General features: G+C 65.7%; 20 protein-coding genes. 14 read left to right on the forward strand and 6 right to left on the reverse strand.

Going from position 1 to position 25,204, the window contains the following annotated elements:
• The first annotated feature begins 3 nt into the window (after positions 1-3).
• The 3 genes from purL (at position 4) to ACQY8B_RS10220 (ending at position 4,636) form a co-directional block, all read left to right on the forward strand.
• Complete coding sequence (purL, locus tag ACQY8B_RS10210; RefSeq protein ID WP_422086594.1) at positions 4-3,981, forward strand: phosphoribosylformylglycinamidine synthase; 3,978 nt, start codon at positions 4-6, stop codon at positions 3,979-3,981.
• A 5-nt stretch (positions 3,982-3,986) separates the two neighbouring features.
• Positions 3,987-4,298, forward strand: coding sequence for a hypothetical protein (locus ACQY8B_RS10215; RefSeq protein WP_422086595.1), 312 nt, complete (start codon positions 3,987-3,989; stop codon positions 4,296-4,298).
• Positions 4,299-4,366: 68 nt separating this feature from the next.
• Positions 4,367-4,636, forward strand: a complete 270-nt coding sequence (locus ACQY8B_RS10220; protein ID WP_422086596.1) for a hypothetical protein — start codon at positions 4,367-4,369, stop codon at positions 4,634-4,636.
• Positions 4,637-4,842: 206 nt separating this feature from the next.
• Here the strand turns inward: ACQY8B_RS10220 and ACQY8B_RS10225 are convergent, their stop codons facing one another.
• The 6 genes from ACQY8B_RS10225 to ACQY8B_RS10250 all read right to left on the reverse strand — a co-directional run bounded on the left by ACQY8B_RS10225 (position 4,843) and on the right by ACQY8B_RS10250 (position 9,651).
• Entirely contained in the window at positions 4,843-5,628 is a 786-nt protein-coding gene (locus tag ACQY8B_RS10225; protein WP_422086597.1) for a peptidylprolyl isomerase, read from the reverse strand.
• Positions 5,629-5,768: 140 nt separating this feature from the next.
• Positions 5,769-6,050, reverse strand: coding sequence for a BolA family protein (locus ACQY8B_RS10230; RefSeq protein WP_422086598.1), 282 nt, complete (start codon positions 6,048-6,050; stop codon positions 5,769-5,771).
• The gene (locus tag ACQY8B_RS10235; protein WP_422086599.1) at positions 6,047-6,589 is read right to left on the reverse strand and encodes a septation protein A; all 543 of its coding nucleotides are present in this window, start codon (positions 6,587-6,589) and stop codon (positions 6,047-6,049) included. Before ACQY8B_RS10235 ends, ACQY8B_RS10230 begins: the two co-directional genes overlap by 4 nt.
• Positions 6,590-6,599: 10 nt before the next feature.
• The gene (msrB, locus tag ACQY8B_RS10240) at positions 6,600-7,016 is read right to left on the reverse strand and encodes a peptide-methionine (R)-S-oxide reductase MsrB (protein WP_081269438.1); all 417 of its coding nucleotides are present in this window, start codon (positions 7,014-7,016) and stop codon (positions 6,600-6,602) included.
• Positions 7,013-8,494 (reverse strand): protein adenylyltransferase SelO, encoded by a 1,482-nt coding sequence (locus ACQY8B_RS10245; RefSeq protein ID WP_422086600.1) that lies wholly within the window; start codon positions 8,492-8,494, stop codon positions 7,013-7,015. Before ACQY8B_RS10245 ends, msrB begins: the two co-directional genes overlap by 4 nt.
• Before the next feature lie 77 nt (positions 8,495-8,571).
• Positions 8,572-9,651: an AraC family transcriptional regulator gene (locus tag ACQY8B_RS10250; protein WP_422089172.1), complete on the reverse strand. Its 1,080-nt coding sequence runs from the start codon at positions 9,649-9,651 to the stop codon at positions 8,572-8,574.
• Positions 9,652-9,801: 150 nt separating this feature from the next.
• Here ACQY8B_RS10250 and ACQY8B_RS10255 point away from each other — a divergent pair, with 150 nt between their 5' ends.
• The 11 genes from ACQY8B_RS10255 (at position 9,802) to ACQY8B_RS10305 (ending at position 25,197) form a co-directional block, all read left to right on the forward strand.
• The gene (locus ACQY8B_RS10255; protein ID WP_422086601.1) at positions 9,802-11,634 is read left to right on the forward strand and encodes a carboxylesterase/lipase family protein; all 1,833 of its coding nucleotides are present in this window, start codon (positions 9,802-9,804) and stop codon (positions 11,632-11,634) included.
• A 114-nt stretch (positions 11,635-11,748) separates the two neighbouring features.
• Positions 11,749-13,392: a 3-(methylthio)propionyl-CoA ligase gene (locus ACQY8B_RS10260; protein WP_422086602.1), complete on the forward strand. Its 1,644-nt coding sequence runs from the start codon at positions 11,749-11,751 to the stop codon at positions 13,390-13,392.
• Positions 13,393-13,534: 142 nt separating this feature from the next.
• On the forward strand, positions 13,535-14,764 hold the full coding sequence (locus ACQY8B_RS10265; RefSeq protein ID WP_422086603.1) for a branched-chain amino acid ABC transporter substrate-binding protein: 1,230 nt from the start codon (positions 13,535-13,537) through the stop codon (positions 14,762-14,764).
• A 219-nt stretch (positions 14,765-14,983) separates the two neighbouring features.
• The gene (locus tag ACQY8B_RS10270; RefSeq protein WP_422086604.1) at positions 14,984-16,216 is read left to right on the forward strand and encodes a branched-chain amino acid ABC transporter substrate-binding protein; all 1,233 of its coding nucleotides are present in this window, start codon (positions 14,984-14,986) and stop codon (positions 16,214-16,216) included.
• A 78-nt stretch (positions 16,217-16,294) separates the two neighbouring features.
• Complete coding sequence (locus tag ACQY8B_RS10275; RefSeq protein WP_422086605.1) at positions 16,295-17,248, forward strand: branched-chain amino acid ABC transporter permease; 954 nt, start codon at positions 16,295-16,297, stop codon at positions 17,246-17,248.
• A gap of 4 nt (positions 17,249-17,252) precedes the next feature.
• The gene (locus tag ACQY8B_RS10280; RefSeq protein WP_422086606.1) at positions 17,253-18,581 is read left to right on the forward strand and encodes a branched-chain amino acid ABC transporter permease; all 1,329 of its coding nucleotides are present in this window, start codon (positions 17,253-17,255) and stop codon (positions 18,579-18,581) included.
• Positions 18,578-19,348, forward strand: a complete 771-nt coding sequence (locus ACQY8B_RS10285; protein WP_422086607.1) for an ABC transporter ATP-binding protein — start codon at positions 18,578-18,580, stop codon at positions 19,346-19,348. The genes ACQY8B_RS10280 and ACQY8B_RS10285 overlap by 4 nt, the downstream gene beginning before the upstream one ends.
• Before the next feature lie 85 nt (positions 19,349-19,433).
• On the forward strand, positions 19,434-20,129 hold the full coding sequence (locus ACQY8B_RS10290; RefSeq protein ID WP_422086608.1) for an ABC transporter ATP-binding protein: 696 nt from the start codon (positions 19,434-19,436) through the stop codon (positions 20,127-20,129).
• Between the two features lie 239 nt (positions 20,130-20,368).
• Positions 20,369-22,474: a 3-hydroxyacyl-CoA dehydrogenase NAD-binding domain-containing protein gene (locus tag ACQY8B_RS10295; RefSeq protein ID WP_422086609.1), complete on the forward strand. Its 2,106-nt coding sequence runs from the start codon at positions 20,369-20,371 to the stop codon at positions 22,472-22,474.
• Positions 22,475-22,502: 28 nt separating this feature from the next.
• Positions 22,503-23,978: a M20 family peptidase gene (locus tag ACQY8B_RS10300; RefSeq protein ID WP_422086610.1), complete on the forward strand. Its 1,476-nt coding sequence runs from the start codon at positions 22,503-22,505 to the stop codon at positions 23,976-23,978.
• 43 nt (positions 23,979-24,021) lie between these two features.
• Entirely contained in the window at positions 24,022-25,197 is a 1,176-nt protein-coding gene (locus tag ACQY8B_RS10305; protein WP_422086611.1) for an acetyl-CoA C-acyltransferase, read from the forward strand.
• The last annotated feature ends 7 nt before the right edge of the window (positions 25,198-25,204 follow it).

Below are 25,204 nucleotides of genomic sequence, written 5' to 3' on the forward strand. Positions count from 1 at the left end.
ACCATGTTCGAGGGCGGCAGCGCACTCAGCGACTTCCGCGCACGCCAGCTGCTGCCGAAGCTGCAGGCCATCGAGCCGCGCATCGAGGGCATTTCGGCCCGTTTCGTGCACCTGGTCGTGACCGATGCGGCGCTCGGCACGGATGACCGCGAGCGCTTTGCCGCGCTGCTGACCTACGGCGAACCGTTCGAGGCGCCGGCCAAGGCGGGCACTTCGGTGGTGGTCACGCCGCGCCTGGGCACCGTGTCGCCCTGGGCTTCCAAGGCCACCGACATCGCCCACAACTGCGGCCTGGCGCTGCGCCGGGTCGAGCGCGTCACCCAGTACCACCTCAAGCTCAAGGCCCCGCTGATCGGCAAGGCCCCCGTGCTCGAAGGCGACCAGCTGGCCGCCGCGGCCGGTCCGCTGCACGACCGCATGACCGAATCGGTGCTGGCCACGGTCGAGCAGGCGGCCAGCCTGTTCAGCGAATTGCCGGCCCAGCCGATGGCGCAGGTGGACGTGCTGGCCGGAGGCCGCACGGCGCTGGTCGCGGCCAACACCGGCTTCGGCCTGGCGCTGGCCGAGGACGAAATCGACTACCTGGTGGACGCCTTCACCCGCCTGGGCCGCAACCCCAGCGACGTCGAGCTGATGATGTTCGCGCAGGCCAACAGCGAGCACTGCCGCCACAAGATCTTCAACGCCGACTTCACCATCGACGGCAAGCCCCAGCCGCAGAGCCTGTTCTCGATGATCCGCCACACCGAGAAGCAGAACCCGCAGCACACGGTCATCGCCTATGCCGACAACGCCTCGGTGATGGAAGGCGCGACCATCGAGCGCTTCATCCCCGCCAACGGCTCGCAGAGCTATCAAAAAGATAGCGCCCTGAGCCACGTGCTGATGAAGGTCGAGACGCACAACCACCCGACCGCCATTTCGCCTTTCCCCGGAGCATCGACCGGCGCTGGCGGCGAGATTCGCGACGAAGGCGCCACCGGCCGCGGCTCCAAGCCCAAGGCGGGCCTGACCGGCTTCACCGTGTCCAAGCTCTGGCCTGAAGACGGCCACTACGGCAAGCCCGAGCACATCGCCAGCCCGCTGCAGATCATGACCGAGGGCCCGCTGGGCGGCGCCGCGTTCAACAACGAGTTCGGCCGTCCCAACCTGCTGGGCTACTTCCGCGAATATGAGCAGACGGTGGCAAGCGACCTCGACACCGTGCAGCGCGGCTACCACAAGCCCATCATGATCGCGGGCGGCCTCGGCAGCATCGACGCCAGCCAGACCAAGAAGATCCGCTTTCCGGCCGGCTCGCTGCTGATCCAGCTCGGCGGCCCCGGCATGCGCATCGGCATGGGCGGCAGCGCCGCCAGCTCGATGGCCACCGGCGCCAACGCGGCCGAGCTCGACTTCGACTCGGTGCAGCGCGGCAACCCCGAAATCGAGCGCCGTGCGCAGGAGGTCATCAACCATTGCTGGCAGCAGGGCGCGGCCAACCCGATCCTGGCGATCCACGACGTGGGCGCCGGCGGCCTGAGCAACGCCTTCCCCGAACTCACCAACGACGCCGGCCGCGGTGCGCGCTTCGACCTGCGCGCCGTGCCGCTCGAAGAATCTGGCATGGCGCCGAAGGAAATCTGGTGCAACGAAAGCCAGGAGCGCTACGTGCTGGCCATCGCGCCGAAGTCGCTCGAGCAGTTCAAGGCCTTCTGCGAGCGTGAGCGCTGCCCGTTCTCGGTGGTCGGCGTGGCGACCGAAGAGCGCCAGCTGCTGGTGGCCGACGAGGGCGCCGAAGTGCAGCCGGTCGACATGCCGATGGACGTGCTGCTCGGCAAGCCGCCCAAGATGCACCGCGACGTGAAGACCGTGGCGCGCACCTTCAAGCCGCTCGACCTGACCGGCGTCGACCTGCAGAAGGCCGCCATCGACGTACTCGCGCATCCGACCGTGGCGTCGAAGCGCTTCCTCATCACCATCGGCGACCGCACCGTGGGCGGGCTGAGCCATCGCGACCAGATGGTCGGACCTTGGCAGGTCCCCGTGGCCGATTGCGCCGTGACGCTGGCCGACTACAAGGGCTTCGCCGGCGAAGCCATGAGCATGGGCGAGCGCACGCCGCTGGCCGCGCTGGACGCACCGGCCTCGGGCCGCATGGCCGTGGCCGAGGCCATCACCAACCTGCTGGCCGCGCCGATCGAACTCTCGCGCGTCAAGCTGTCGGCCAACTGGATGGCCGCCTGTGGCGAGCCCGGCGAAGACGCCGCGCTGTACGAGACCGTCAAGGCCGTAGGCCTGGAGCTGTGCCCGGCGCTGGGCGTGTCGATTCCGGTCGGCAAGGATTCGCTGTCGATGCGCACGCAGTGGAAAGACGGCGCCGAAGCCAAGAAGGTCACGTCGCCCGTGAGCCTGATCGTCACCGCCTTCGCCTCGCTGGCCGACGTGCGCGGCACGCTCACGCCGCAGCTCGACGCCGAAGAAGCCGACACCACGCTGGTGCTTATCGACCTGGGCCAGGGCAAGCACCGCATGGCCGGCAGCATCCTGGCGCAGACGCTGGGCCAAAGCGGCGACACGGTGCCCGACCTCGACGACCCGGCGCAGCTGGTGGCGCTGGTCAACGCCGTGAACGCGCTGCGCGCCGACGGCAAGATCCTCGCGATGCACGACCGCAGCGACGGCGGCCTGTTCGCCACCGCCTGCGAAATGGCCTTTGCGGGCCACGTCGGCGTGGCGCTGAACGTCGACATGCTGGTCACCGAAGGCGACGGCATTTCCGACAGCCGCATGGAAACCGGCGACGCCAAGAACTGGGCACAGCAGGTCAGCGCGCGGCGCGAAGAGCTCACGCTGAAGGCGCTGTTCAACGAAGAGCTGGGCATGGTGCTGCAGGTGCGCACCGCCGAGCGCAACGACGTCATGCAGGTGCTGCGCGCCCACGGCCTCAGCACGCACAGCCACTTCGTCGGCAAGACGCGTCCCGCCAGCTCGCCAATTGATGCGGGCAAGGGCAAGGTCGAAGTCTGGCGCGACGCCAAGTCGGTGTTCAGCGCCAGCCTGCACGACCTGCAGCAGGTGTGGGACTCGGTCAGCTGGAAGATCGCCCGCGAGCGCGACAACCCCGCCTGCGCCGATGCCGAACATGCCGCAGCCGGCGTGCCGAACGATCCGGGCATGCACGTTTTCCTGCCGAATGCGCAGCCCGGCTCCGCTGTTGCCCCCGCCATCCTGCAGTCGCGCCCCAAGGTCGCGATCCTGCGCGAGCAGGGCGTCAACTCGCACGTCGAGATGGCCTACGCCTTCACCGAAGCCGGCTTCGAAGCCTTCGACGTCCACATGACCGACCTGCAGACGGGCCGCGCGGACCTCGCCAACTTCAAGGGCGTGGTCGCCTGCGGCGGCTTCAGCTACGGCGACACGCTGGGCGCCGGCATCGGCTGGGCGCGCAGCATCACCTTCAACCCGAAGCTGGCCGAGCAGTTCAAGACCTTCTTCGGCCGCGCCGACACCTTCGGCCTGGGCGTGTGCAACGGCTGCCAGATGTTCGCCGAGCTGGCCGACATCATTCCAGGCGCGGAGGCCTGGCCGCGTTTCACCACCAACCAGAGCGAGCGTTTCGAGGCGCGCCTGTCGATGGTCGAAGTGCTCGAGTCGCCCAGCATCTTCTTCGCGGGCATGGCTGGCAGCCGCCTGCCGATCGCGGTGGCGCACGGCGAGGGCTACGCCAACTTCAAGCACCGCGGCGACGCCGCCAACGCCATCGGTGCGATGCGCTTCGTGGACAACCACGGCCAGCCGACCGAGCAGTACCCGTTCAACCCGAACGGCAGCGCGGGCGGACTGACTTCGGTCACGACGCCGGACGGCCGCTTCACCGCGGTGATGCCGCACCCGGAGCGCGTGTTCCGCAACATCCAGATGAGCTGGACCTCTGGCGACAAGAGTGACCTGAGCCCCTGGATGCAGATCTGGCGCAACGCGCGCCGCTGGGTGGGCTGAAGCAGATGCTCGACCTCGATCACCCGCGAAGCCGGCACGTGCTGGAAGCGGCGCGGATCGAGGATCTGATTCGCAAGCAATTGCTCGCGTGGCGGGACGATCCGGCGGCCGAGACGGTGGCTCGCGCGCAGGTGCTGCAGGTCTTGCTGCCTCAACTCGATGCGCTCAACACCGCGCACTTCGGCGCCTCGAAGAAGATCGCGCGCACGCTCGATGCGCTGCGCCGCGCAATGCAGGGCGACAGCGCGGATGCCGCCTGGCAGGCTTTCGCCGTGCTTGACCGCCCGGGCGACAACTTCGGCACCTGGGCGATCTGAAATAAAGACGCCCACGAAAAAGCGGCCCGCGCAGTCTGTGTAAATAGTCAGCGCTGAGTCCGCGAGAAGTGTCCTCCAGGCGCCACCTGTACGAAGAGGCGTTACAGGCCAACGCGAGCAGGCTGGCCGCTCAGCCCTGGATGATGGCGCTCAGGCGCCAGACGGTGGAGCACCCCTTCGCCAGCATCAAGCACCTCATTCTGGGCAATGCGCGATTGCTGATGAGGCACACCAGTGGAGCGCGCGCGGAGTTCAGCCTGGCTGTGATGGCCTACAACCTGAAGCGGGTGTTCAACATGAAGGGAGCGCCCTGGATGCTCCAGGCGCTGCGGGGCTGAGGCCCTTGGGGCAATCGCTCGCCCAATGAAAAATGCCCCGCTCTCGCAGGGCATCTCGATCTAAACGGCCAGCAGACTATTTACACAGACTGCGCGGGCCGCTTTTTTCATTTCCAGAACACCGCGGAACCGGCTTCGCCGGGCCGCAGGTGTTGCCCCCTGCAAGGGGGTGGGCGTAGCGACACGAAGTGCGCGAAGCCTGGGGGTTATTCCACTTTCGCCTTTGCGCGCAGGTCTTCTTGATACTTCTGCAGGCGCTGCTGTTGCAGTTGCTGCGTGATCTGCGGCTTCACTTCTTCCAGCTTCGGCAGTTGGGCCTGGCGGATGTCGTCGACGCGGATGATGTGCCAGCCGAACTGGGTCTTGATCGGGGCGGGGGTGGTTTCGCCCTTCTTCAGCTTGATCATGGCTTCCGAGAACTCGGGCACGAAGCTCGCGGGGTTGGCCCAGTCGAGGTCGCCGCCGTTGGCGCCCGATCCCGGGTCCTTGCTCTGCTTCTTGGCGATGTCTTCGAACTTGGCACCCTTCTTCAGGTCGGCCATGATCTTCTTGGCCTGGTCTTCGGTTTCGACCAGGATGTGGCGCGCCTTGTATTCCTTGCCGCCGTTTGCCGCTACAAACTTGTCGTACTCGGCCTTCACGTCGGCGTCGGAGACCGGGTTGGTCTTGCGGTAGTTGTCGAACAGAGCACGGATCATGATGGCCTGGCGGGCGAGTTCGAGCTGGTTCTTGTAGTCCTCGCTGGCGTCCAGGCCTTGCTTCTGGGCTTCCTGCATGAACACTTCGCGTGCCACGACTTCCTCGCGCAACTGGCCTTGCATTTCAGGCGTCACCGGGCGGCCGGCGGCAGCCAGTTGCTGGGCCAGAACGTCCATGCGGGCCTTGGGCACCGGCTTGCCGTTCACGATGGCTGCGTTCTGCGCGAGCGCGGCCATGGGAATGGCACCGAGCAGCACTGCGGCCGCGACGGCCTGCAAGATTTGTTTTTTCATGGAATGAATATCGAGCTGGAAAGGAAATGCGCGTTTAGGAAAAGGCGCGGGAAAGAAAGCAGGGATAGGGAAGAAAAGGGCGGGGTGGTACTGCAGCCGCTGCAACCGCGGTAGGCGCGGCGCGCGGCCCGTTGGACGACTCAGAGCACCTCGATGGCGATGGCGTGCAGCCCCTGTGCGATAAAAACTTGGAGGGCATCATACACAAGCCGATGCCGCGCCACGCGGGGCTTTCCCTCGAACCGGGGGGAAGCGATGCGGACCCGGAAATGGGTGCCTCGGCCTTGCGCGTTGGCGCCCGAATGGCCGGCGTGGGCGGCGCTCTCGTCGATCACTTCGAGCTGCGTGGGGGCCAGCGCCTCGCGCAGCGCGGCTTCGAGGTCGGCCGCCGTGGGCAGCAGTGCGGTGGTGTTGCTCGTCATGCGGTCGGCTTGTCGTCGTTCTTCAGGTGCGGCGCGATGTACAGGCCCTGCGCCACGAGGAAGACGATGGGGAACACATAGCCCCAGAGCTTGAAGTTGACCCAGGCCTCTGTCGTGAAGTACGCCGCCACGTAGCCGTTGATGACGGCCATGAACAGGCAATAGCCGATCCACGCCACGTTGAGCCGGCCCCAGATGCGCTCGGGCAGCTCCAGCTGCTGGCCCAGCAGCATCTTCAGGAAGTTCTTCTTCAGTGCCCAGAGCGCCACGGCGAGCGCGAACGCCATCGCGCCGTACAGCACGGTCGGCTTCCACTTGATGAAGCGGTCGTCGTGCAGCGCCAGCGTGAGCGTGCCGAACAGCAGGATCAGCACCAGCGTGGCCTTCTGCATGGCCTGCAGCTTGCGCTCCATGGCGTAGATGATGGCCATCTGCACCACGGTGGCGGCCATCAGCACGCCGGTGGCCGTGTAGATGTCGGCCAGCTTGTAGGCGCCGAAGAACAGCAGGATCGGGAAGAAGTCGAGGATCAGTTTCATTCGGAGCGGCTCAGTCGGCCTTTTTCTGGAAGTCGAGCGAAGCCGAGTTCATGCAGTAGCGCAGGCCGGTCTCGGTGGGGCCGTCGGGGAACACATGGCCCAGGTGGGCGCCGCAATTGGCGCAGACGTTCTCGGTGCGGACCATGCCGTGCGAGCGGTCGATGATGTTCCTGATGGCGCCGGGCACCGCTTCTTCCGAGAAGCTGGGCCAGCCGCAGCCGGCGTCGAACTTGGTCGACGACTCGAACAGCTTGGCGCCGCAGCACACGCAGTGGTAGGTGCCGTCGTCCCAGTGGGCTTCGTATTTGCCGGTGAAGGGGCGTTCGGTGGCGGCGTGGCGCGTCACTTCGAAGGCGGCGGGTTCGGCGCCTTTTTCAGCGAGCAGGGCTTTCCATTCGGCGTCGGTTTTCTGTACGGGAGTGGTCATGATGAGCAGCTGATTTCGATCGTGGAGGCCCAGTCGGGCGGGAAGCCGGCATAAGCGTCGGCACCTGGATGTTCTTCAAATGGGGTCTCGAGCAGAGCCAGCAAGGTTGCCACACCTGAGTTGTCTTTTTGCTGACTTGCCTCGATGGCTTGCTGTCCGAGGTGGTTCCGCAGCACGAACTTGGGGTTGGACCGAAGCATCAGGCCCGCCGCTTGCGCCCGGTCCGACGCCGCGTGGCGCTCCGAAAACAATAGCAGCCAGGCGTCGAAGCCCTCGCGGTCCAGGAACAGGTCGCGCACCGGCTCGAGCTTGCCGTCGGCCATGTAGTTCGACAGCCGTCGCCAGAAGATCGTGTAGTCGACCTTGCCCGCGGCCAGCAGCTTGAGCACGCCTTCGACGAGCGGGCGGTCGCCCTCGGTCGCGTCCGCCAGGCCCAGCTTGGCGCGCATGCGGCCCTCGAACTCGCTGGGGAACACGCTCTTGTAAGACTCCAGGGCGGCCACGGCGATTTCCTGGTCGCCGATCAGCGGAAGCAGTGCCTGCGCGAGGCAGAACAGGTTCCAGTACGCGACATTGGGCTGCTGGTTGAAGGCGTAGCGGCCGCTGGTGTCGCTGTGATTGCAGATATGGCGCGGATCGAAGCTGTCGAGGAACTGGAACGGCCCGTAGTCGATGGTGAGCCCCAGGATACTCATGTTGTCGGTGTTCATCACCCCGTGGCAGAAGCCCACGGCCTGCCATTGCGCGAGCAGGGCGGCGGTGCGCTCGCTCACGGCTTCGAGGAATGCGGCGTACGCATTGCCGTTGAAGCGCTCGGTATTGCGGCAGTGCGGGTAGTAGCGGTCGATGACGTAGTCGGCCAGCGCGCGCAACTCGTCTTCGCGCTGGTTGGCGGCAAAGTGCTCTAAATGGCCGAAGCGCACGAAGCTGGGCGCCACGCGCGCCACGACCGCTGCGCTTTCGAGTTCTTCGCGGCGCACGCGGGCGTCGGAGCCGGTCACGCTGAGGGCGCGCGTGGTCGGAATGCCCAGCCCGTGCATCGCCTCGCTGCAGAGGAATTCGCGGATGCTGGAGCGCAGCACCGCGCGGCCGTCGCCGCCGCGGGAGTAGGGCGTGCGCCCCGCGCCCTTCAGCTGCAACTCGAGCCCGCCGTCGGTCTCGCCGATCATGATGGCGCGTCCGTCTCCCAGCTGGCCGGCCCACACGCCGAACTGGTGGCCGCTGTACACGGTGGCAAATGGCCGGGTGCCCGCAATGGGCATGCTGCCGGTCAGCGCGGCCAACGTATCGCTCGATTCATGCCAGCCGGGCGGCAGGCCGAGTTCGCGCGCAACGGCTTCGCTGCGGCCCACCCAGTAAGGATCGGGCAGGGGCGTCGGCCGCAGTTCGGTGAAAAACGCGGGGCCCAGGTTGGAGAAGCCGGGTTTCCAGCGCAGGCCCAGGTCGGCGACCGGGGTGTCTTCAGCAAGCAAGCTCATGCGCGGATTGTCCGGCACGGCGCGTAACCCCTTGCCGAGCGGGCCATCGCGGCCCCCTTGTACGAGACCCAGGGTGCTCAGGCCGCCAGCGGCGCGGGGCTGTCCCAGATGCGCGCCCGGTACTGCGCCGGCGGCACTCCGAACCAGCGCTTGCAGGCGCGAAAGAAGTTGCTCGTGTCGACGAAGCCCAGCATGTCCGCCACGTCGGTCAGCGTGTGGCGGTCTTCCGCCAGGTACTGCTGCGCAAGCTCGCGGCGTGTGCGGTCCAGCAAGCCCTGGAACGACACCGACTCCTCCTGGAGCCTGCGCTGCAGGGTGCGCTCTGCCAGCCCCAGGCCGGATGCCACGTCCTGCCGGCGCGGCTCGCCGTGTTGCAGCCGGCGCGCGATCTCGGCGCACACGAGGCTGCTGGTGGTGGTCTGGCCCAGCAGGTCGAGCTGATCGTCGAGGAGGTGCTCCTGCAACTCGCCCAGTGTGTCGTGATGGGTGGGCAGCTGCAGGGCCAGGTCGGCACCCGACAGCAGCAGCCGATTGGCAGGCGCATTGAAGCGAACCTCGCAACCGAAGGCCTCGCGGTGCGGCCGGTCGTCGGCCGGCGCGGGGTAGACGAACTCCATGGCCAGCGGCTGCAGGTCGCGCCGCGCGAGCCATTGGCATTGCATCAGCACGGTCAGCAGGGCGTATTCGACGCGCTGGCGCGGAATCGGCAGGCTGCCGCCGGTGTGCTCCATCGCCAGCCAGCAGCCGCGCGGTTCGGGGTGCAGCGAGAAAGCTGTCGCATCGGAGATCACCGCCATGTAGCGCGCCAGCCGAGCAAGCGCGGCCCCAAGCGTGGGGCTGCAAGACATGGCATGGCCTACCGTGCCGAGCTTGCTGTGCGTGGCGGCCAGGTCGCGATGCAGGCCCAGCGTGGGCCGGGCGGCGCGCGCTACGGCGAGCTGCCACAGCACCGTGATCTCGTCGACCGGAATGCGCGTGTTCTGCCGGTGCAGGGAGTCCGGGTCGAAGCCGGCCTCCTGCAGCAGCGAAGGCACGTCCAGCCCCTCGGCCTCGAACATCGACAGCACGCCTTCGAGCCACGCGGCCGAACTGGTGCGCAGCTCCGGCTGCGGCATGCCGCCGGACCGGCGCTGCGGACCGCGCTGGCGGTGCGACAGGGAGGCTCCTGAAGTCATTCTTTTGGCTTCCTTGCGATAGCGATGAAAACGACGCCGGTTTCTAGAATTTTTTTGCGTGCTCGGCGGCCCGGAGTATGGGTGCCGTGCGCCAGGCAAGGAATTCCGATTAACCCGGTGTGGAGACAAAAAATGAAAACAGAGACAACGGCACAAGACCAGGGCGCGGCAGCAAAAACGGCGATAGCCAGGGCCACTGCGGCAGTGGTCGGCGCGGCGGCCCTTGTGGCTCTCTCGGCCTGCGGCGGCGGATCGTCCGGTTCGACCGGCTTCGCCTTCTTGCCGAGCGCGCCTCCACCGGCGCCGGCGCCCGCGGCCCAGCCTCCAGCCGACGGGCCGATGGTGCGCCAGACCACGGCCGGAAAGATCGAAGGCGTGGACGACAGCGCCCGCTCGGGCACCTATTACTGGAAGGGGGTCCCGTTCGCCAAGGCACCGGTGGGCGCGCTGCGCTGGCGTGCGCCGGTTGCACCCGAAGCCTGGAGCGGCATCCGCCCGGCCGCCAAATTCGGCAATGCCTGCCTGCAGATCGGCCGCATCTTCAGCCCCGGCCTCAACAACACATACGACGCCACCATCGGCACCAACCTCGGAAAGCCGGTCGGCAGCGAAGACTGTCTCTTCGTCAACATCTGGCGCCCGGCGACGACCGAGAAGAACTTGCCGGTGCTGCTGTTCATACATGGCGGCAGCAATATCTCCGGCTACACGGCCGACCCGCTGTACGACGGCGCCAAGCTGGCAAAGACCGCCAACGCGGTGGTCATCACCGCCAGCTACCGCCTCGGCATCCTGGGCTTCCTGAACATGCCGCAGCTGAAGCCCGGCGGCACGGAGGGAGACGACTCGGGCAACTTCGCGCTGCTCGACAACATGGCGGCGCTGCGCTTCATTGCGAACAACGTCGCCAACTTCGGAGGCGATCCGGGCAACGTCACGCTTTCGGGCGAGTCGGCAGGCGCCACCAACCTGCTGTCGGTCATGACTTCGCCGATGGCCAAGGGCCTGTTCCACAAGGCCTTCGAGATGAGCGGCGGCATTTCGCTCGCGACCAACCTGCCGCCCGGCACGCTGCCTTCGCTGTCGCCGGCCTCGGCTTCGCTCGCGCAGGGCGCGGCCATTCTGGAGAAGCTGCTCGTTGCCGACGGCACCGCTGCCGACGAAACCGCAGCCAAGGCCTACATCGCCACCCGCACGCCGGCCCAGATCGCCGAATACCTGCGGGCGCAGGACGGCGGGGCGCTGCTGGGCAAGGTGGCCGCCGCGGGCCTGGGCTCGGTCGCGCCGATTCCCGACGGCACCGTGATCCCGACCGACCCCATCGGCGCCATCGCCGCCGACCGGTATGTGAAGGTGCCCATGCTCGCGGGCAACACGCGCGACGAGGGCAAGCTCTTCGCGTCGCTGCTGGGGACCATCGGCTTCCCGACCTCGGGCTGGATCGTCAACGACGCCCAGCGCTTCTCGCTGATGTTCAACTTCGACCCCGATGCCGCGCCCACGCTCACGGTGAACGACATCATCGATCCGTTCTACCTTCCGGTAGACAAGGCCGGCACCGGCTACAACGCGGCCACCGCCCTCATCACGAAGGGGCTCTTCGAGGCAAACCGCGACAACCTCCTGGACACGATGAAGACGCGCCAGTCGAACATCTGGCACTACCGCCTCGACTGGTCGCAGGAGGCTTCGCCGTGGAATGACGTGTACGGCGCCTCGCACGCCTTCGACCTGCCATTCGTGTTCGGCAACTTCGGCCCATCGGTGCTGTCGAGCTCCATCGGCGGCAAGGCCAACGAGAAAGGGCGGCTCGCGCTGTCGAATGCCGTCATGGCGAGCATCGGCGCCTTCATGCGCAAGGGCGATCCGAACACGCCCGAACTTGGTGCAACCTGGGCGCCGTGGCCTTCGCAATTGCTGCTCGACGCCACGCCCACGGACACCAGGATCACGCCGGTGCAATGAGCCGCTCCGTTCAATCGTGCAGTGCGGGTTTGTGTCATTGTGGAAGTGGCCGAAGCTTGCGTGAATCCGTTGTCCGCAAGTTTTCATGAAGTCATTTCACATAGGAGTCCGTAGATGCTGGGTTTGATGCAAGACCAACCGCTTTTGATCTCGTCGCTGATCGAGTTCGCCGAGCGCCACCATGGCGACGGCGAGGTCGTCTCGCGCCGTGTCGAGGGCGACATCCACCGCTGCACCTGGAGCGACATCGCATCGCGCGCCAGGCAGGTGGCCAATGCGCTGGACGGCGAGCAACTGCTGTTCAGCGACCGCGTCGCGACCCTGGCCTGGAACGGCTACCGCCACCTGGAGCTGTACTACGGCGTGAGCGGCAGCGGCCGCGTGCTGCACACCATCAACCCGCGCCTGCACCCCGACCAGATCGCCTGGATCGCCAACCACGCCGAAGACCAGATCCTGTGCTTCGACCTGAGCTTCCTGCCGCTGGTGCAGGCGGTGCATGCCAAATGTCCCACGATCCGGAAATGGGTTGCACTGTGTGATGCCGACAAGCTGCCGGCCGACAGCGGCGTGCCCAACCTGGTGAGCTACGAGAGCTGGATGGGCACGCAGCCCACCGACTACGAATGGCCCAGCTTCGACGAGAACTCCGCGTCGAGCATGTGCTACACGAGCGGCACCACGGGCAACCCGAAGGCCGCGCTCTACAGCCACCGCTCCACGCTGCTGCATGCGTACGCCGCGGCGCTGCCCGACGTCATGCGCCTGTCGGCGCGCGACTCGGTGCTGCCCGTGGTGCCCATGTTCCACGTCAATGCCTGGGGCATTCCGTACTCGGCCGCGCTGGTGGGCTGCAAGCTGGTGTTCCCCGGACCGGCGCTCGACGGCAAATCGGTGTACGACCTGATCGAGGCCGAAGGCGTGACCTTCGCGGCGGGCGTGCCCACCGTGTGGCAGATGCTGCTGGGCCACATGCAGACCAACGGCCTGAAGTTCAGCAAGCTGGACCGCACCGTCATCGGCGGCTCTGCCTGCCCGCCGGCCATGATCACGGCGTTCCAGGAGAAGTACGACGTCGAGGTGCTGCACGCCTGGGGCATGACCGAGATGAGCCCGCTGGGCACGCTGTGCACGCTGAAGAACAAGCACCTGACGCTGCCGCCCGACGCGCAGCTCAAGATCCGCATGAAGCAGGGCCGCGCGATCTTCGGCGTCGACATGAAGATCGTCGACGGCGACGGCAACGAGCTGCCCTGGGACGGCAAGGCCTACGGCGACCTGCTGGTCAAGGGGCCGTGGATCGTCAAGGAATACTTCAAGGGCGAGGGCGGCGACCCGCTCATTCCCGATGCGCGCAACCGCGGCTGGTTTCCCACCGGCGACGTCGCCACCATCGACGCCGAGGGCTACCTGCAGATCACCGACCGCAGCAAGGACGTGATCAAGTCCGGCGGCGAGTGGATCAGCTCCATCGACATCGAGAACATCGCCGTGGCGCATCCGGCCGTGGCCATGGCCGCGTGCATCGGCGTGTTCCACCCCAAGTGGGACGAGCGGCCGGTCATTGCCGTCGCGAAGAAGCCGGGCGCCGAAGTCACGCGCGAGGAGCTGCTGAAGTTCTACGAGGGCAAGACCGCCAAGTGGCAGATCCCCGACGACGTGGTGTTCGTCGAGGCCATTCCGCTGGGCGCCACCGGAAAGATTCTGAAGACCAAGCTGCGCGAGCTGCTCAAGGACTACAAGCTGCCCACACTCTGAAACCACAGGCAAAGCCCTGCCGCATTGTCGCGCACGCGATAGGAAAGCCGCCCCGGCGGCCTTCCTTGCGGGCAATCCCTGTGCGGTGAAAAAAAGGGCGCTTGTACGCTGCGATTCCGCCCATCAAAACTGGAGACTCCTCATGCAATTTGCTATCAAGTCAGTAGCTGCCTGCGCTATGTTGGTGAGCTTTACCGCCGCATTCGCGCAAAAGGGCGAGACAGTCAAGATCGCCTGGCTCGACCCCTTGTCCGGCCTCATGGCCGCGGTCGGCACCAACCAGCTCAAGACTACGCAATTCCTTGCCGAGGAGTTCAACAAGAAGAACCAGTCGGGCGTGAAGTTCGAGATCATCGCGCTCGACAACAAGCTCAGCCCGCAGGAGACCACCGCCGCGCTGCGTTCCGCGCAGGACCAGGGCGCCCGCTACATCATGCAGGGCAACGGCTCCGGCCCGGCGCTGGCCATCATCGATGCCATCGAGAAGAACAACTCGCGCAACCCCGGCAAGGAGTTGCTGTACATGAATTACGCGGCGGTCGACCCCGACCTGACCAACAGCAAGTGCAGCTACTGGCACTTCCGGGTCGACGCCGACACCTCCATGAAGATGGAGGCGCTGACCGCCTGGATGAAGGACCAGCCCGACATCAAGAAGGTCTACCTGCTGGGCCAGAACTACGCCCACGGCGTGCAGGTGGCCAAGTTCGCCAAGGAAGACCTGAAGGTCAAGCGACCCGACATCCAGATCGTGGGCGAAGACCTGCACCCGCTGGCGCAGGTGCGCGACTTCTCGCCCTACATTGCGAAGATCAAGGCCTCGGGCGCCGACACCGTCATCACCGGCAATTGGGGCTCCGACCTCTCGCTGCTCATCAAGGCGGCCAACGATTCCGGCCTGAACGTCAAGTTCCTGACCTACTACGCGCCGGGCGCCGGTACCCCCACGGCCATGGGGGCCACTTCGGACGGCAAGGTCTACACCGTGGCCTACGCCCACTACAACATGGGCGGAGAGATCCAGCAGCTGCTCAACGGCTACAAGAAGCGCATGAACGACGACCTGACACAGGCTTCGATCTACCACGTGTTCGCGCTGCTCGACGCGGCCTTCGCCAAGACCAAGTCGACCGACCCGGTCAAGGTGGCGGCGGCGCTGGAAGGCATGAAGATCAAGAGCTTCAACGGCGAAGTCGAGATGCGCAAGTCCGACCACCAGCTGCAGCAGGGCCTGTACATCTCGCGCTGGGAAAAGGCCAGCGCCAAGTACCCCTATGACGCAGAGAACACCGGCTACACGAACGTGCCCGTGAAGTACTACGAGTCGTACGTGGCAAGCACGCCCACCACCTGCCAGATGAAGCGCCCCTGAGGCGTTTTCGTGAACGTCCGCTCCAACATTTCTACCCGCTGGTAGCAGCGGTCTACCCACGGGTAGCAATTCGGGTGCCGCGCTGTCGCATGCGCGATAGAAACGGCCCTTCGCGGCCTCCCTCTTACGGGCATTCCCTGAGGGGAGGGGTTGCAATCGCTTGTACGCTCGTACAGCGTTTTGATTCGGTTCTGATTCGGTTTGACCAGGAGATATAGATTGAAGTTCGCTCTGAAAATCGCTGCCGCAGCCGCCATTGCGGCCACCGCCACCGGTGCCCTCGCCCAGAAGGGTGAAACCGTCAAGATCGCATGGCTCGACCCGCTGTCGGGCCTCATGGCCGCGGTCGGGACGAATCAGCTGAAGACCTTCCAGTTCTTCGCCGAAGAGTTCAACAAGAAGAACGCCGCCGGCGTGAAGTTCGAGATCATCGGCATCGACAACAAGCTCAGCCCGCAGGAGACCACCAGCGCGCTGCGCTCGGCCCTCGACCAGGGCGCGCGCTACATCGTGCAGGGCAACGGCTCCGGCCCGGCGCTGGCCATCATCGATGCGCTCGAGAAGAACAATGCGCGCAACCCCGGCAAGGAAGCGCTGTACCTGAACTATGCGGCCGTCGACCCCGACCTGACCAACAGCAAGTGCAGCTACTGGCAGTACCGCTTCGACGCCGACACGTCGATGAAGATGGAAGCGCTGACCACCTACATGAAGGACCAGCCGGACATCAAGAAGGTCTACATCATCGGCCAGAACTATGCGCACGGCCAGCAGGTCTCCAAGTTCGCCAAGGAAGACCTGAAGCACAAGCGTCCCGACATCCAGATCGTCGGCGACGACCTGCACCCGCTCGCGCAGGTGCGCGACTTCGCGCCGTACATCGCGAAGATCAAGGCATCGGGTGCCGACACCGTCATCACCGGCAACTGGGGCTCCGACCTCGCGCTGCTCATCAAGTCCGCCAACGACTCGGGCCTGAACGTCAAGTTCTACACCTACTACGCCGTGACCACCGGCACGCCGACCGCCATGGGCGCGGCGTCCGACGGCAAGGTGTATCAGGTGGGCTATGCCCACTACAACATGGGCGGCGAGATGCAGAAGTACGCCGAAGACTTCAAGAAGAAGTTCAACGACGACCTCTACACCACCGACGTCTACACCGTGTTCCAGGCACTGACCGAAGCCTTCGTGAAGACCAAGTCGACCGACCCCGTCAAGGTGGCCGCCGCCATGGAAGGCATGAAGTTCAAGAGCTTCAACGGCGACGTCGAGCTGCGCAAGACCGACCACCAGCTACAGCAGGGCCTGTACATCGCCCGCTGGGAAAAGGCCAGCGCCAAGTACCCGTACAGCCCGGAGAACACCGGCTACACGCTGGCACCCGTGAAGTACTACGACGCCTACGTGGCCAGCACGCCCACCAGCTGCCAGATGAAGCGCCCCTCCTGATTTCGGGAGCGCGCCAACGCGGTCGAGGCCCGACTTCAACACTCGGGCCTTTTTCTTTTTAACTGACACGAAAGACCGATGAACGTCGAATTCTTCGTCATCTCGCTGCTCAACGGCGTGAGCTACGGCTTGCTGTTGTTCATGCTGAGCTCTGGCCTCACGCTGATCTTCAGCATGATGGGTGTGCTCAATTTCGCGCACGCCAGCTTCTACATGCTGGGCGCCTACTTTGCCTACACGCTGTCGGGCATCGTCGGCTTCTGGCCGGCGCTCATCATTGCGCCGCTGCTGGTGTTCGCGCTGGGCGCGGCCTTCGAGCGCTACTGCCTGCGCCGCGTCCACAAGTTCGGCCACGTGCCCGAGCTGCTGGTGACCTTCGGTCTTTCGTACCTCATTCTCGAAATCGTGCAGCTGGTGTGGGGCCGTTCGACGGTGCCCTATGGGCTGCCGACGGCGCTGCAGGGGCCGCTCTTCACGCTCTATGGCACGCAGTTCCCCAAGTCGCGCTCGTTCATCATGCTGGTGGCGGTGCTGATGCTGGTGTCTGTGTGGCTGCTGCTCACGCGCACCCGCATCGGCCTGGTCATCCAGGCGGCGCTGAAGCACCCCGACATGGTCGAGGCGCTGGGCCACAACGTGCCGCGCGTGTTCATGCTGGTGTTCGGCGGCGGCGCCGCGCTGGCGGGGCTGGCTGGCGTGGTCGGCGGCAACACCTACGTCACCGAGCCGGCCATGGCGGGTTCGGTCGGCTCCATCATCTTCGTGGTGGTGGTGGTCGGCGGCATGGGCTCATTGGCGGGCGCATTCCTGGCCTCGCTCATCATCGGCGTCGTGCAGACCTTTGCGGTGGCCATGGACCAGTCGCTCGCGACCGGCCTGCAGGCGCTCGGCGTTGCCGTGACCGACCAGACCTTCGGCTACGAGCTGCTCAAGCTCACCATCTCGCAGGTGGCGCCCATTCTTCCGTACCTGTTCCTGGTGCTGATCCTCATCTTCAGGCCCAAGGGTCTTCTCGGAACCCGGGAGGACTGATGCCATGAATACTGCAACGACAACCGCTTCGACCTCCACGCAGGTGCGCTACTACCGGTTCAAGCCGCTGAACATCGGCCGCATCCTGATCTGGTCTTTCTTCGCGCTGCTGCTGATCGTGGCGCCGATGATCTTCACAAGCAGCCTGGCGCTCACCATGCTGTCGCAGATCGGCTACCTGATCATCATCTGCCTGAGCTACAACATCCTGCTGGGGCAGGGCGGCATGCTCAGCTTCGGGCATGCGGTGTACGTGGGCCTGGGCTCGTTCATCGCCATCCACGCCATGAACCTGGCCAGCGCCGGCAAGCTGCCGATCCCGCTGGTGCTGATTCCGCTCGTGGGCGGCCTCGGCGGCATGTTCTTCGCGGTGGTGTTCGGCTACGTGTCGACCAAGAAGTCGGGCACCACCTTTGCGATGATCACGCTCGGCCTCGGCGAGCTGGTGGCCGCAATGGCGCTGATGTTCCCCAGCTTCTTCGGCGGCGAAGGCGGCATCACGACCAACCGCGTATACGGCGCCTCGTTCTTCGGCATCAACTTCGGGCCGCAGAACCAGGTGTATTACCTGATCGCCGTGTACTGCTTCATCTGCACCGGGCTGATGTTCGCCTTCACCGGCACGCCGCTCGGACGCATGCTGAACGCGGTGCGCGACAACCCGGAGCGCGTGGAGTTCATCGGCTACAACACGCAGCGCGTGCGCTACTTCGCCTTCATCATCGCGGGCTTCTTCGCGGGTATCGGCGGTGGCCTGGCGGCCATCAACTTCGAGATCGTGAACGCGGCCGACAGCCTGAACGGGCTGCGCTCCGGCAGCTACCTGCTGTTCACCTTCCTTGGCGGTGCGACCTTCTTCTTCGGGCCGATCATCGGCGCGGCGCTGCTGGTGTTCGCGCTGGTGCTGCTTTCCGAACTCAGCAAGGCCTGGCTGCTGTACGTGGGCCTGGTGTTCCTGCTGATGGTCATGTTCGCGCCCGGCGGCGTGGCCAGCCTGATCATGATGAACGTGCGCGTGGCGCTGTTCGGCAAGATCAAGCGCTTCTACCTGCTGTACGTGGGCCTGTTCATCGGCGCGGGCGTGATGCTCGCGGGCGCGGCGGCCATCGTCGAGATGATCTATCACATGCAGTTGAACGCGGCGCTCGGGCCGATGGTGCCGTTCGCGGGCCTGCAGCTTGACACCTCGTCGGCCACGAGCTGGATCGTCGCGGTGGCGCTGCTGGCGGTGGGCCTGGGCATCTTCGAGGTGTTCCGCAGGCGCTTCGCGAAGGCCTGGGGCCAGGCACAGGAAGAAATCGAAGCCGAGATCAAGCGGCGGGAGACGGCATGACCTATTCACTCGAACTCAAGGCCCTGCGCAAGAGCTTCGGCAAGACCGACATCATCCGCGGGGTGGACCTGGCCGTGAATGCCGGCGAACGCATCGCGATCATCGGGCCGAACGGCGCGGGCAAGTCCACGCTGTTCAACCTGATCAGCGGACGGCTCACGCCCACCAGCGGCGAGGTGCTGCTCAACGGCCAGCGCATCGACGGCATGAAGCCGTATGAGATCAACCGCATGGGCCTGTCGCGCAGCTTCCAGATCACCAACATCTTCCCGAAGCTCAGCGTGTTCGAGAACCTGCGCTGCGGCGTGCTTTGGAGCCTTGGCTACAAGTACACCTTCCTGCGCTTCCTGTCGAACCTGGACGATGCCAACGAGCGCACCGAAGAGCTCATCAAGCAGATCGGCCTGGAGAGGAAGCGCGACGTGCATGCGGTGAACCTCACCTATGCCGAGCAGCGCGCGCTGGAAATCGGCGTGACCATCGCGGGCGGCGCCAGCGTGATCCTGCTGGACGAACCAACCGCCGGCATGAGCAAGACCGAGACTTCGCACTTCATCTCGCTCATCAAGCACGTCACCGTGGGCAAGACGCTGCTGACGGTGGAGCACGACATGGGCGTTGTCTTCGGCCTGGCCGACAAGATCGCGGTGGTGGTGTACGGCGAAGTGATCGCCTTCGACACGCCGGCTGCGGTGCGCGCGAATGCGCGCGTGCAGGAGGCCTACCTCGGCTCCTCTGTCGCGGATGCACAAGGGGCGGGACACTGATGCCCCCACACTCATCACTTCGTGTATTCGTTGCCCCCCGGGGGGGCGAGGTCTCCCCTTGGGGCGGCCCGGCGGGAGACCTGACATGCTGAAGCTCAAAGACATCCACGCCTACTACGGCAAGAGCCATGTGCTGCATGGCGTTTCGTTCGACGTGAACCCCGGCGAAATCGTCGCGCTGCTGGGCCGCAACGGCTCGGGCCGCTCGACCACTGCCAAGGCCATCATGGGCCTGGTGCATGCCGAGGGCGGCCTGCAATGGAAGGGGCAGGACATCCTGCGCCGCAAGGCCTACGAGATCGCGCACTTCGGCATCGGCTACGTGCCCGAGAACCGCGACATCTTCCCCAAGCTCACGGTGCACCAGAACCTGCTGCTGGGGCAGAAGGGCGCCGGCAAGGGCAGCCGCTGGTCGTTCGACGACATGTACGCCATGTTCCCGCGCCTGAAGGAGCGCCAGCACACAGAGGCCGGCGTGCTCTCGGGCGGCGAGCAGCAGATGCTCACGCTGTGCCGCACGCTGATGGGCGACCCCGACCTGATCATCATCGACGAGCCGACCGAAGGCCTCGCGCCCAAGATCGTCGAACTGGTGGGGCAGTACCTGCGCACGCTGAAGGACAAGGGCATCTCGGTGCTGCTGATCGAGCAGAAGCTCACCATTGCCATGCAGATATCGGATCGTGCGCTCGTCATGGGCCACGGCAGCATCGTGTTCGACGGCACGCCGGACAGCCTGCGCGCGGATGCAACAACTCGCAAAGAGTGGTTGGAGGTCTAGGCAAACCCCCAGGCTTCGCGCACTTCGTGTCGCTACGCCTTCCCCCTTGCAGGGGGCAACACCTGCGGCCCGGCAAAGCCGGTTCCGCGGTGTTTCCCGAAAGCCCCGCCCTCCTCGTGGAGGGCCTTGTCTCTCCAGCGACTGCGTGCCATTGTTCGGCCTCGCGAAACGCCTAGAATCCCTCGAAAAAGAACACTCGTGCTTTTTCTTCTTTTTCTTCACACACCAAGGAACGCAGCATGACGGCTGAATACAAAGTGCTCGGCGATGTCGCCGTGATCACCATGACCAACCCTCCGGTCAACGGTCTCGGTTTCTCGACCCGCATCGGCATCACCGATGGCCTGGCCAAGGCCAATGCCGACGACGCCGTCAAGGCCATCGTCATCACCGGCGCCGGCAAGGCGTTCTCGGGCGGCGCGGACATCAAGGAATTCGGCACGCCCAAGGCACTGCAGGAGCCCAATCTGCTGAGCGTGATCCTCGCACTCGAAGCCTCGGCCAAGCCCATCGTCGCGGCCATCCATTCGGTGTGCATGGGCGGCGGCCTCGAGCTGGCACTGGGTTGCCACTACCGCGTGGCCGCTCCCGGCACCAGCGTTGCATTGCCTGAAGTCAAGCTGGGCCTGATCCCCGGTGCCGGCGGCACGCAGCGCCTGCCGCGCGTGGTGGGTGTCGAGACCGCGCTGAACATGATCGTCAGCGGCGAGGCCGTGAAGAGCGAACTGCTCGCGAGCCTGCCCGGCCAGAAGCTGTTCGACAAGCTGGCCGCTTCGCCCGAGTCGGTGTTCGACGAGGCCGTGGCCTTCGCCAGGAGCGTGGCCGGCAAGACCGGTGAAGCGCTGCCGCTGGTGCGCAACCTGCCGTGCAAGCATCCCCAGGGCGACGCCTACTTCCAGTTTGCCAAGAACATGGTCGGCGGCATGTCGAAGAACTACCCCGCGCCGCTGCAGTGCGTGGACGCCGTGCAGGCCGCCACCAAGATGAAGTTCGACGCCGGCATGGCCGAAGAGCGCCGCATCTTCACCGCGCTGATGTTCACGCCCGAATCGCTGGCGCTGCGCCACCTGTTCATGGCCGAGCGCGCCGCGAGCAAGATCCCCGACGTACCCGAAGACACGCCCAAGCGCGAGATCAAGGCCGTCGGCGTCATCGGTGCCGGCACCATGGGCGGCGGCATCTCGATGAACTTCCTGAACGCGGGCATCCCCGTCAAGATCCTCGAGATGAAGCAGGAAGCGCTCGACCGCGGCGTTGCCACCATCAAGAAGAACTACGAAGCCCAGGTCAAGAAGGGCAAGCTCAAGCAGGACAAGTACGAACAGCGCATGGCGCTGCTGAGCACCACGCTGAGCTACGACGACCTGAAGGACGCCGACCTGATCATCGAAGCCGTGTTCGAAGAACTCGGCGTGAAGGAGAAGGTCTTCAAGGAACTCGACCGCGTCGCCAAGAAGGGCGCGATCCTGGCCTCCAACACCTCGACGCTCGACGTCGACAAGATCGCCGCCTTCACCGACCGTCCGCAGGACGTGGTCGGCATGCACTTCTTCAGCCCCGCCAACGTCATGAAGCTGCTCGAAGTGGTGCGCGGCAAGGCCACCGCCAAGGACGTGCTGGCCACGGTCATGGCCATCGGAAAGAAGATCAAGAAGACGGCCGTGGTCTCGGGCGTGTGCGACGGCTTCATCGGCAACCGCATGATCGAGCAGTACTCGCGCCAGGCAGGCTTCCTGCTGGACGAAGGCGCCACGCCGCAGCAGGTCGACAAGGCCGTCGAGAAGTTCGGCTTTGCCATGGGTCCGTTCCGCATGGGCGACCTGGCCGGCAACGACATCGGCTGGGCGATTCGCAAGCGCCGCGCCGTCGAGCGCGCCGACATGAAGTACAGCCGCACGGCCGACAAGCTCTGCGAACTGGGCCGCTTCGGCCAGAAGACCGGGGCAGGGTGGTACGACTACCAGGCCGGCAAGCGCGACGCCATTCCGTCGGCACTCGTCAACAAGATGATCGAGGACCACCGCAAGGAACTGGGCATCACGCCGCGCAAGATTTCCGATGAGGAAATCGTGCAGCGCCTGGTGTACGCACTGGTGAACGAAGGCGCGCACATCCTGGAAGACGGCATTGCTTCGAAGTCGGGCGACATCGACATGGTGTACCTGACCGGCTACGGCTTCCCGATCTGGCGCGGCGGCCCGATGCATTACGCATCGCAGGTCGGCCTGTACAACGTGGCCGAGACGATGAAGCGCTTTGCCAAGAACCCGCGCGACGACGCCGAGTTCTGGCAGCCCGCGCCGCTGATCCAGAAGCTGGTGGCCGAAGGCAAGCAGTTCAGCTGATCCGCGAAGGCAAAGGGACCGACCGCCAATGTTGAAACGAATCTTCCTCGGGCTGCTGCTGGCAATCGTCTTGCTGGTGGCCGCCGTGGCGGTCAAGACCTGGACCACGCCGTCTCGGCAGCTGGCGGTGGCGCCCGCGCCCAAGCTGGACATCGATCTGCAGGCGGCCGCCAAGCGGCTGTCCACGGCGATCACGTTCCGCACTGTGTCGGGCATGGACGATCCGGCCGCCAACGCGGCCGAGTTCGACAAGCTGCATGCCTACCTGGAGCAGCAGTTCCCCAAGGTGCACGCCACGCTCAAGAAGGAGGTGGTGGGCAACAAGGCGCTGCTCTACACATGGGCCGGCACCGATCCGCAAGCCAAGCCCATCGCGCTGATGGCGCACCAGGACATGGTGCCCATCGCCCCGGGCACCGAGAAGGCCTGGACGGTCGACCCATTCGCCGGCGAGATCAAGGACGGCTTCGTCTGGGGTCGCGGCACGCTCGACAACAAGAGCAATCTTTTCGCGCAGATGGAAGCCATCGAGCTGCTCATCGGCGCCGGCTTCAAGCCGAAACAGACCGTCTATCTCGTGATGGGCGACGACGAAGAGGTGAGCGGCCTGCGCGGCGCGCTGCCCATTGCCGAACTCCTCAAGTCGCGCAACGTGCGGCTGGACTGGGTGCTCGACGAGGGCCTGCTGGTGCTCGACGGCGTGCTGCCGGGCCTGAGCAAGCCCGCGGCGCTCATCGGCCTGGCCGAGAAGGGCTACGGCACCTTCTTCCTGTCGCTCGACACCGCTCCCGGCCATTCGTCGATGCCGCCGCAGCACAGCGCCATCGGCAGCATGAGCGCGGCACTCGCGCGGCTCGAAGCCAACCCGATGCCCGGCGGCATCAAGGGCATTGCCGGCCAGATGTTCAGCACCCTCGCACCCGAGATGAGCGGCGTGAACCGCGTGATGCTCTCGAACCTGTGGCTCACCGAGCCCGTGGTGCGCGGCCTGCTCGAAAAGAGCCCCAGCAGCAACGCCATGCTGCGCACGACCACCGCGCTGACCATCGTTCGCGCCGGCAACAAAGACAACGTGCTGCCCGGCCGCGCCGAGGCTGCCGTCAACTTCCGCATCCTGCCGGGCGACACGCTCGCCAGCGTCGAGGCGCACCTGCGCAAGCAGCTGGCCAACGACGACATCAAGATCAAGCAGTACCCGGGCAACGCGGAGCCTTCGCCCGTGTCGCCGACCGACAGCACCGGTTACCGCGCGATCCAGCAGGCCGTGCGCCAGAGCTTTCCCGACGCGGTTGTGGCTCCCGGCCTCATGACCGCCGCTACCGATTCGCGCCACTTCAGCCTCGTGAGCGACGCCGTCTTCCGCTTCTCGCCGTTCCGGCTGAAGGGCGAAGACCTGGCGCGCATCCACGGCAACAACGAACGCCTGGCCATCTCGAACTACGGCGAGATGATCGGCTTCTATCACCAGCTCCTGAGCAACACCAACGCTGCTCCGGCGCAATGACGACAACCTCTTTTCCCTTCCATCTGCTTCAAAGGACCTCACCATGACCAGCGCCGTCATTGTTTCCACCGCCCGCACGCCGCTCGCGAAGAGCTGGAAGGGTGCCTTCAACATGACGCACGGCGCCACCCTGGGCGGCCATGCGGTTCAGCACGCGGTGCAGCGCGCCGGCATCGACCCCGCCTCGGTGGACGACGTCATCATGGGCTGCGCCACGCCCGAAGGCGCGACCGGCTCCAACATCGCGCGCCAGATCGCGCTGCGCGCCGGCCTGCCGATCACCACGTCGGGCATGACCATCAACCGCTTCTGCTCGTCGGGCCTGCAGACCATCGCCACCGCCGCCCAGCGCATCATCGCGGGCGAAGGCGAGGTGTATGTGGCCGGCGGCGTCGAGAGCATCTCGTGCGTGCAGAACGAAGCCAACAAGCACATGCTGGCCGATCCGTGGCTCGTGAAGCACAAGCCCGAGATCTACTGGAACATGCTGCAGACGGCCGAGCAGGTCGCCAAGCGCTACAACATCGGCCGCGACGCCATGGACGAATACGGCGCCGCCAGCCAGCAGAAGGCCACCGCCGCGCTGGAAGCCGGCCGCTTCAAGGACGAGATCGCCCCCATCACCGTGCTGGCCGGCGTGGCAGACCCCGTGATGGGCCTGCGCACCAAGGAAGTCACCGTAGAGAACGACGAAGGCATCCGCCCCGGCACCACCAAGGAAGGCATCAGCGGCATCCGCTCGGCCATGCCCGGCGGCCTGATCTCGGCCGGCAACGCCAGCCAGTTCTCCGACGGCGGCGGCGCTTGCGTGGTGGTCGACGAGAAGTACGCCGAGCAGAAGGGCCTGAAGCCCCTGGGCCGTTTCCTCGGCTTCGCCGTGGCCGGCTGCGAGCCCGACGAAATGGGCATCGGCCCCGTCTTCGCGATTCCGAAGGTGCTCAAGCGCCTGGGCCTCACTGTCAACGACATCGACCTGTGGGAGCTGAACGAAGCCTTCGCCGTGCAGGTCATCTATTGCCGCGACAAGCTCGGCATTCCGGCCGACCGCCTGAACGTGGACGGCGGCGCCATCGCCGTGGGCCATCCCTACGGCGTGAGCGGCCAGCGCCTGACCGGCCACGCGCTCATCGAAGGCAAGCGCCGCGGCGCCAAGAAGGTCGTGGTCACGATGTGCATCGGCGGGGGCATGGGTGCTGCCGGGGTGTTCGAGGTTCTTTGACTCTCCC

The sequence above is a fragment of the Variovorax sp. genome (genome assembly GCF_965279555.1).
GTDB lineage: Bacteria > Pseudomonadota > Gammaproteobacteria > Burkholderiales > Burkholderiaceae_C > Variovorax.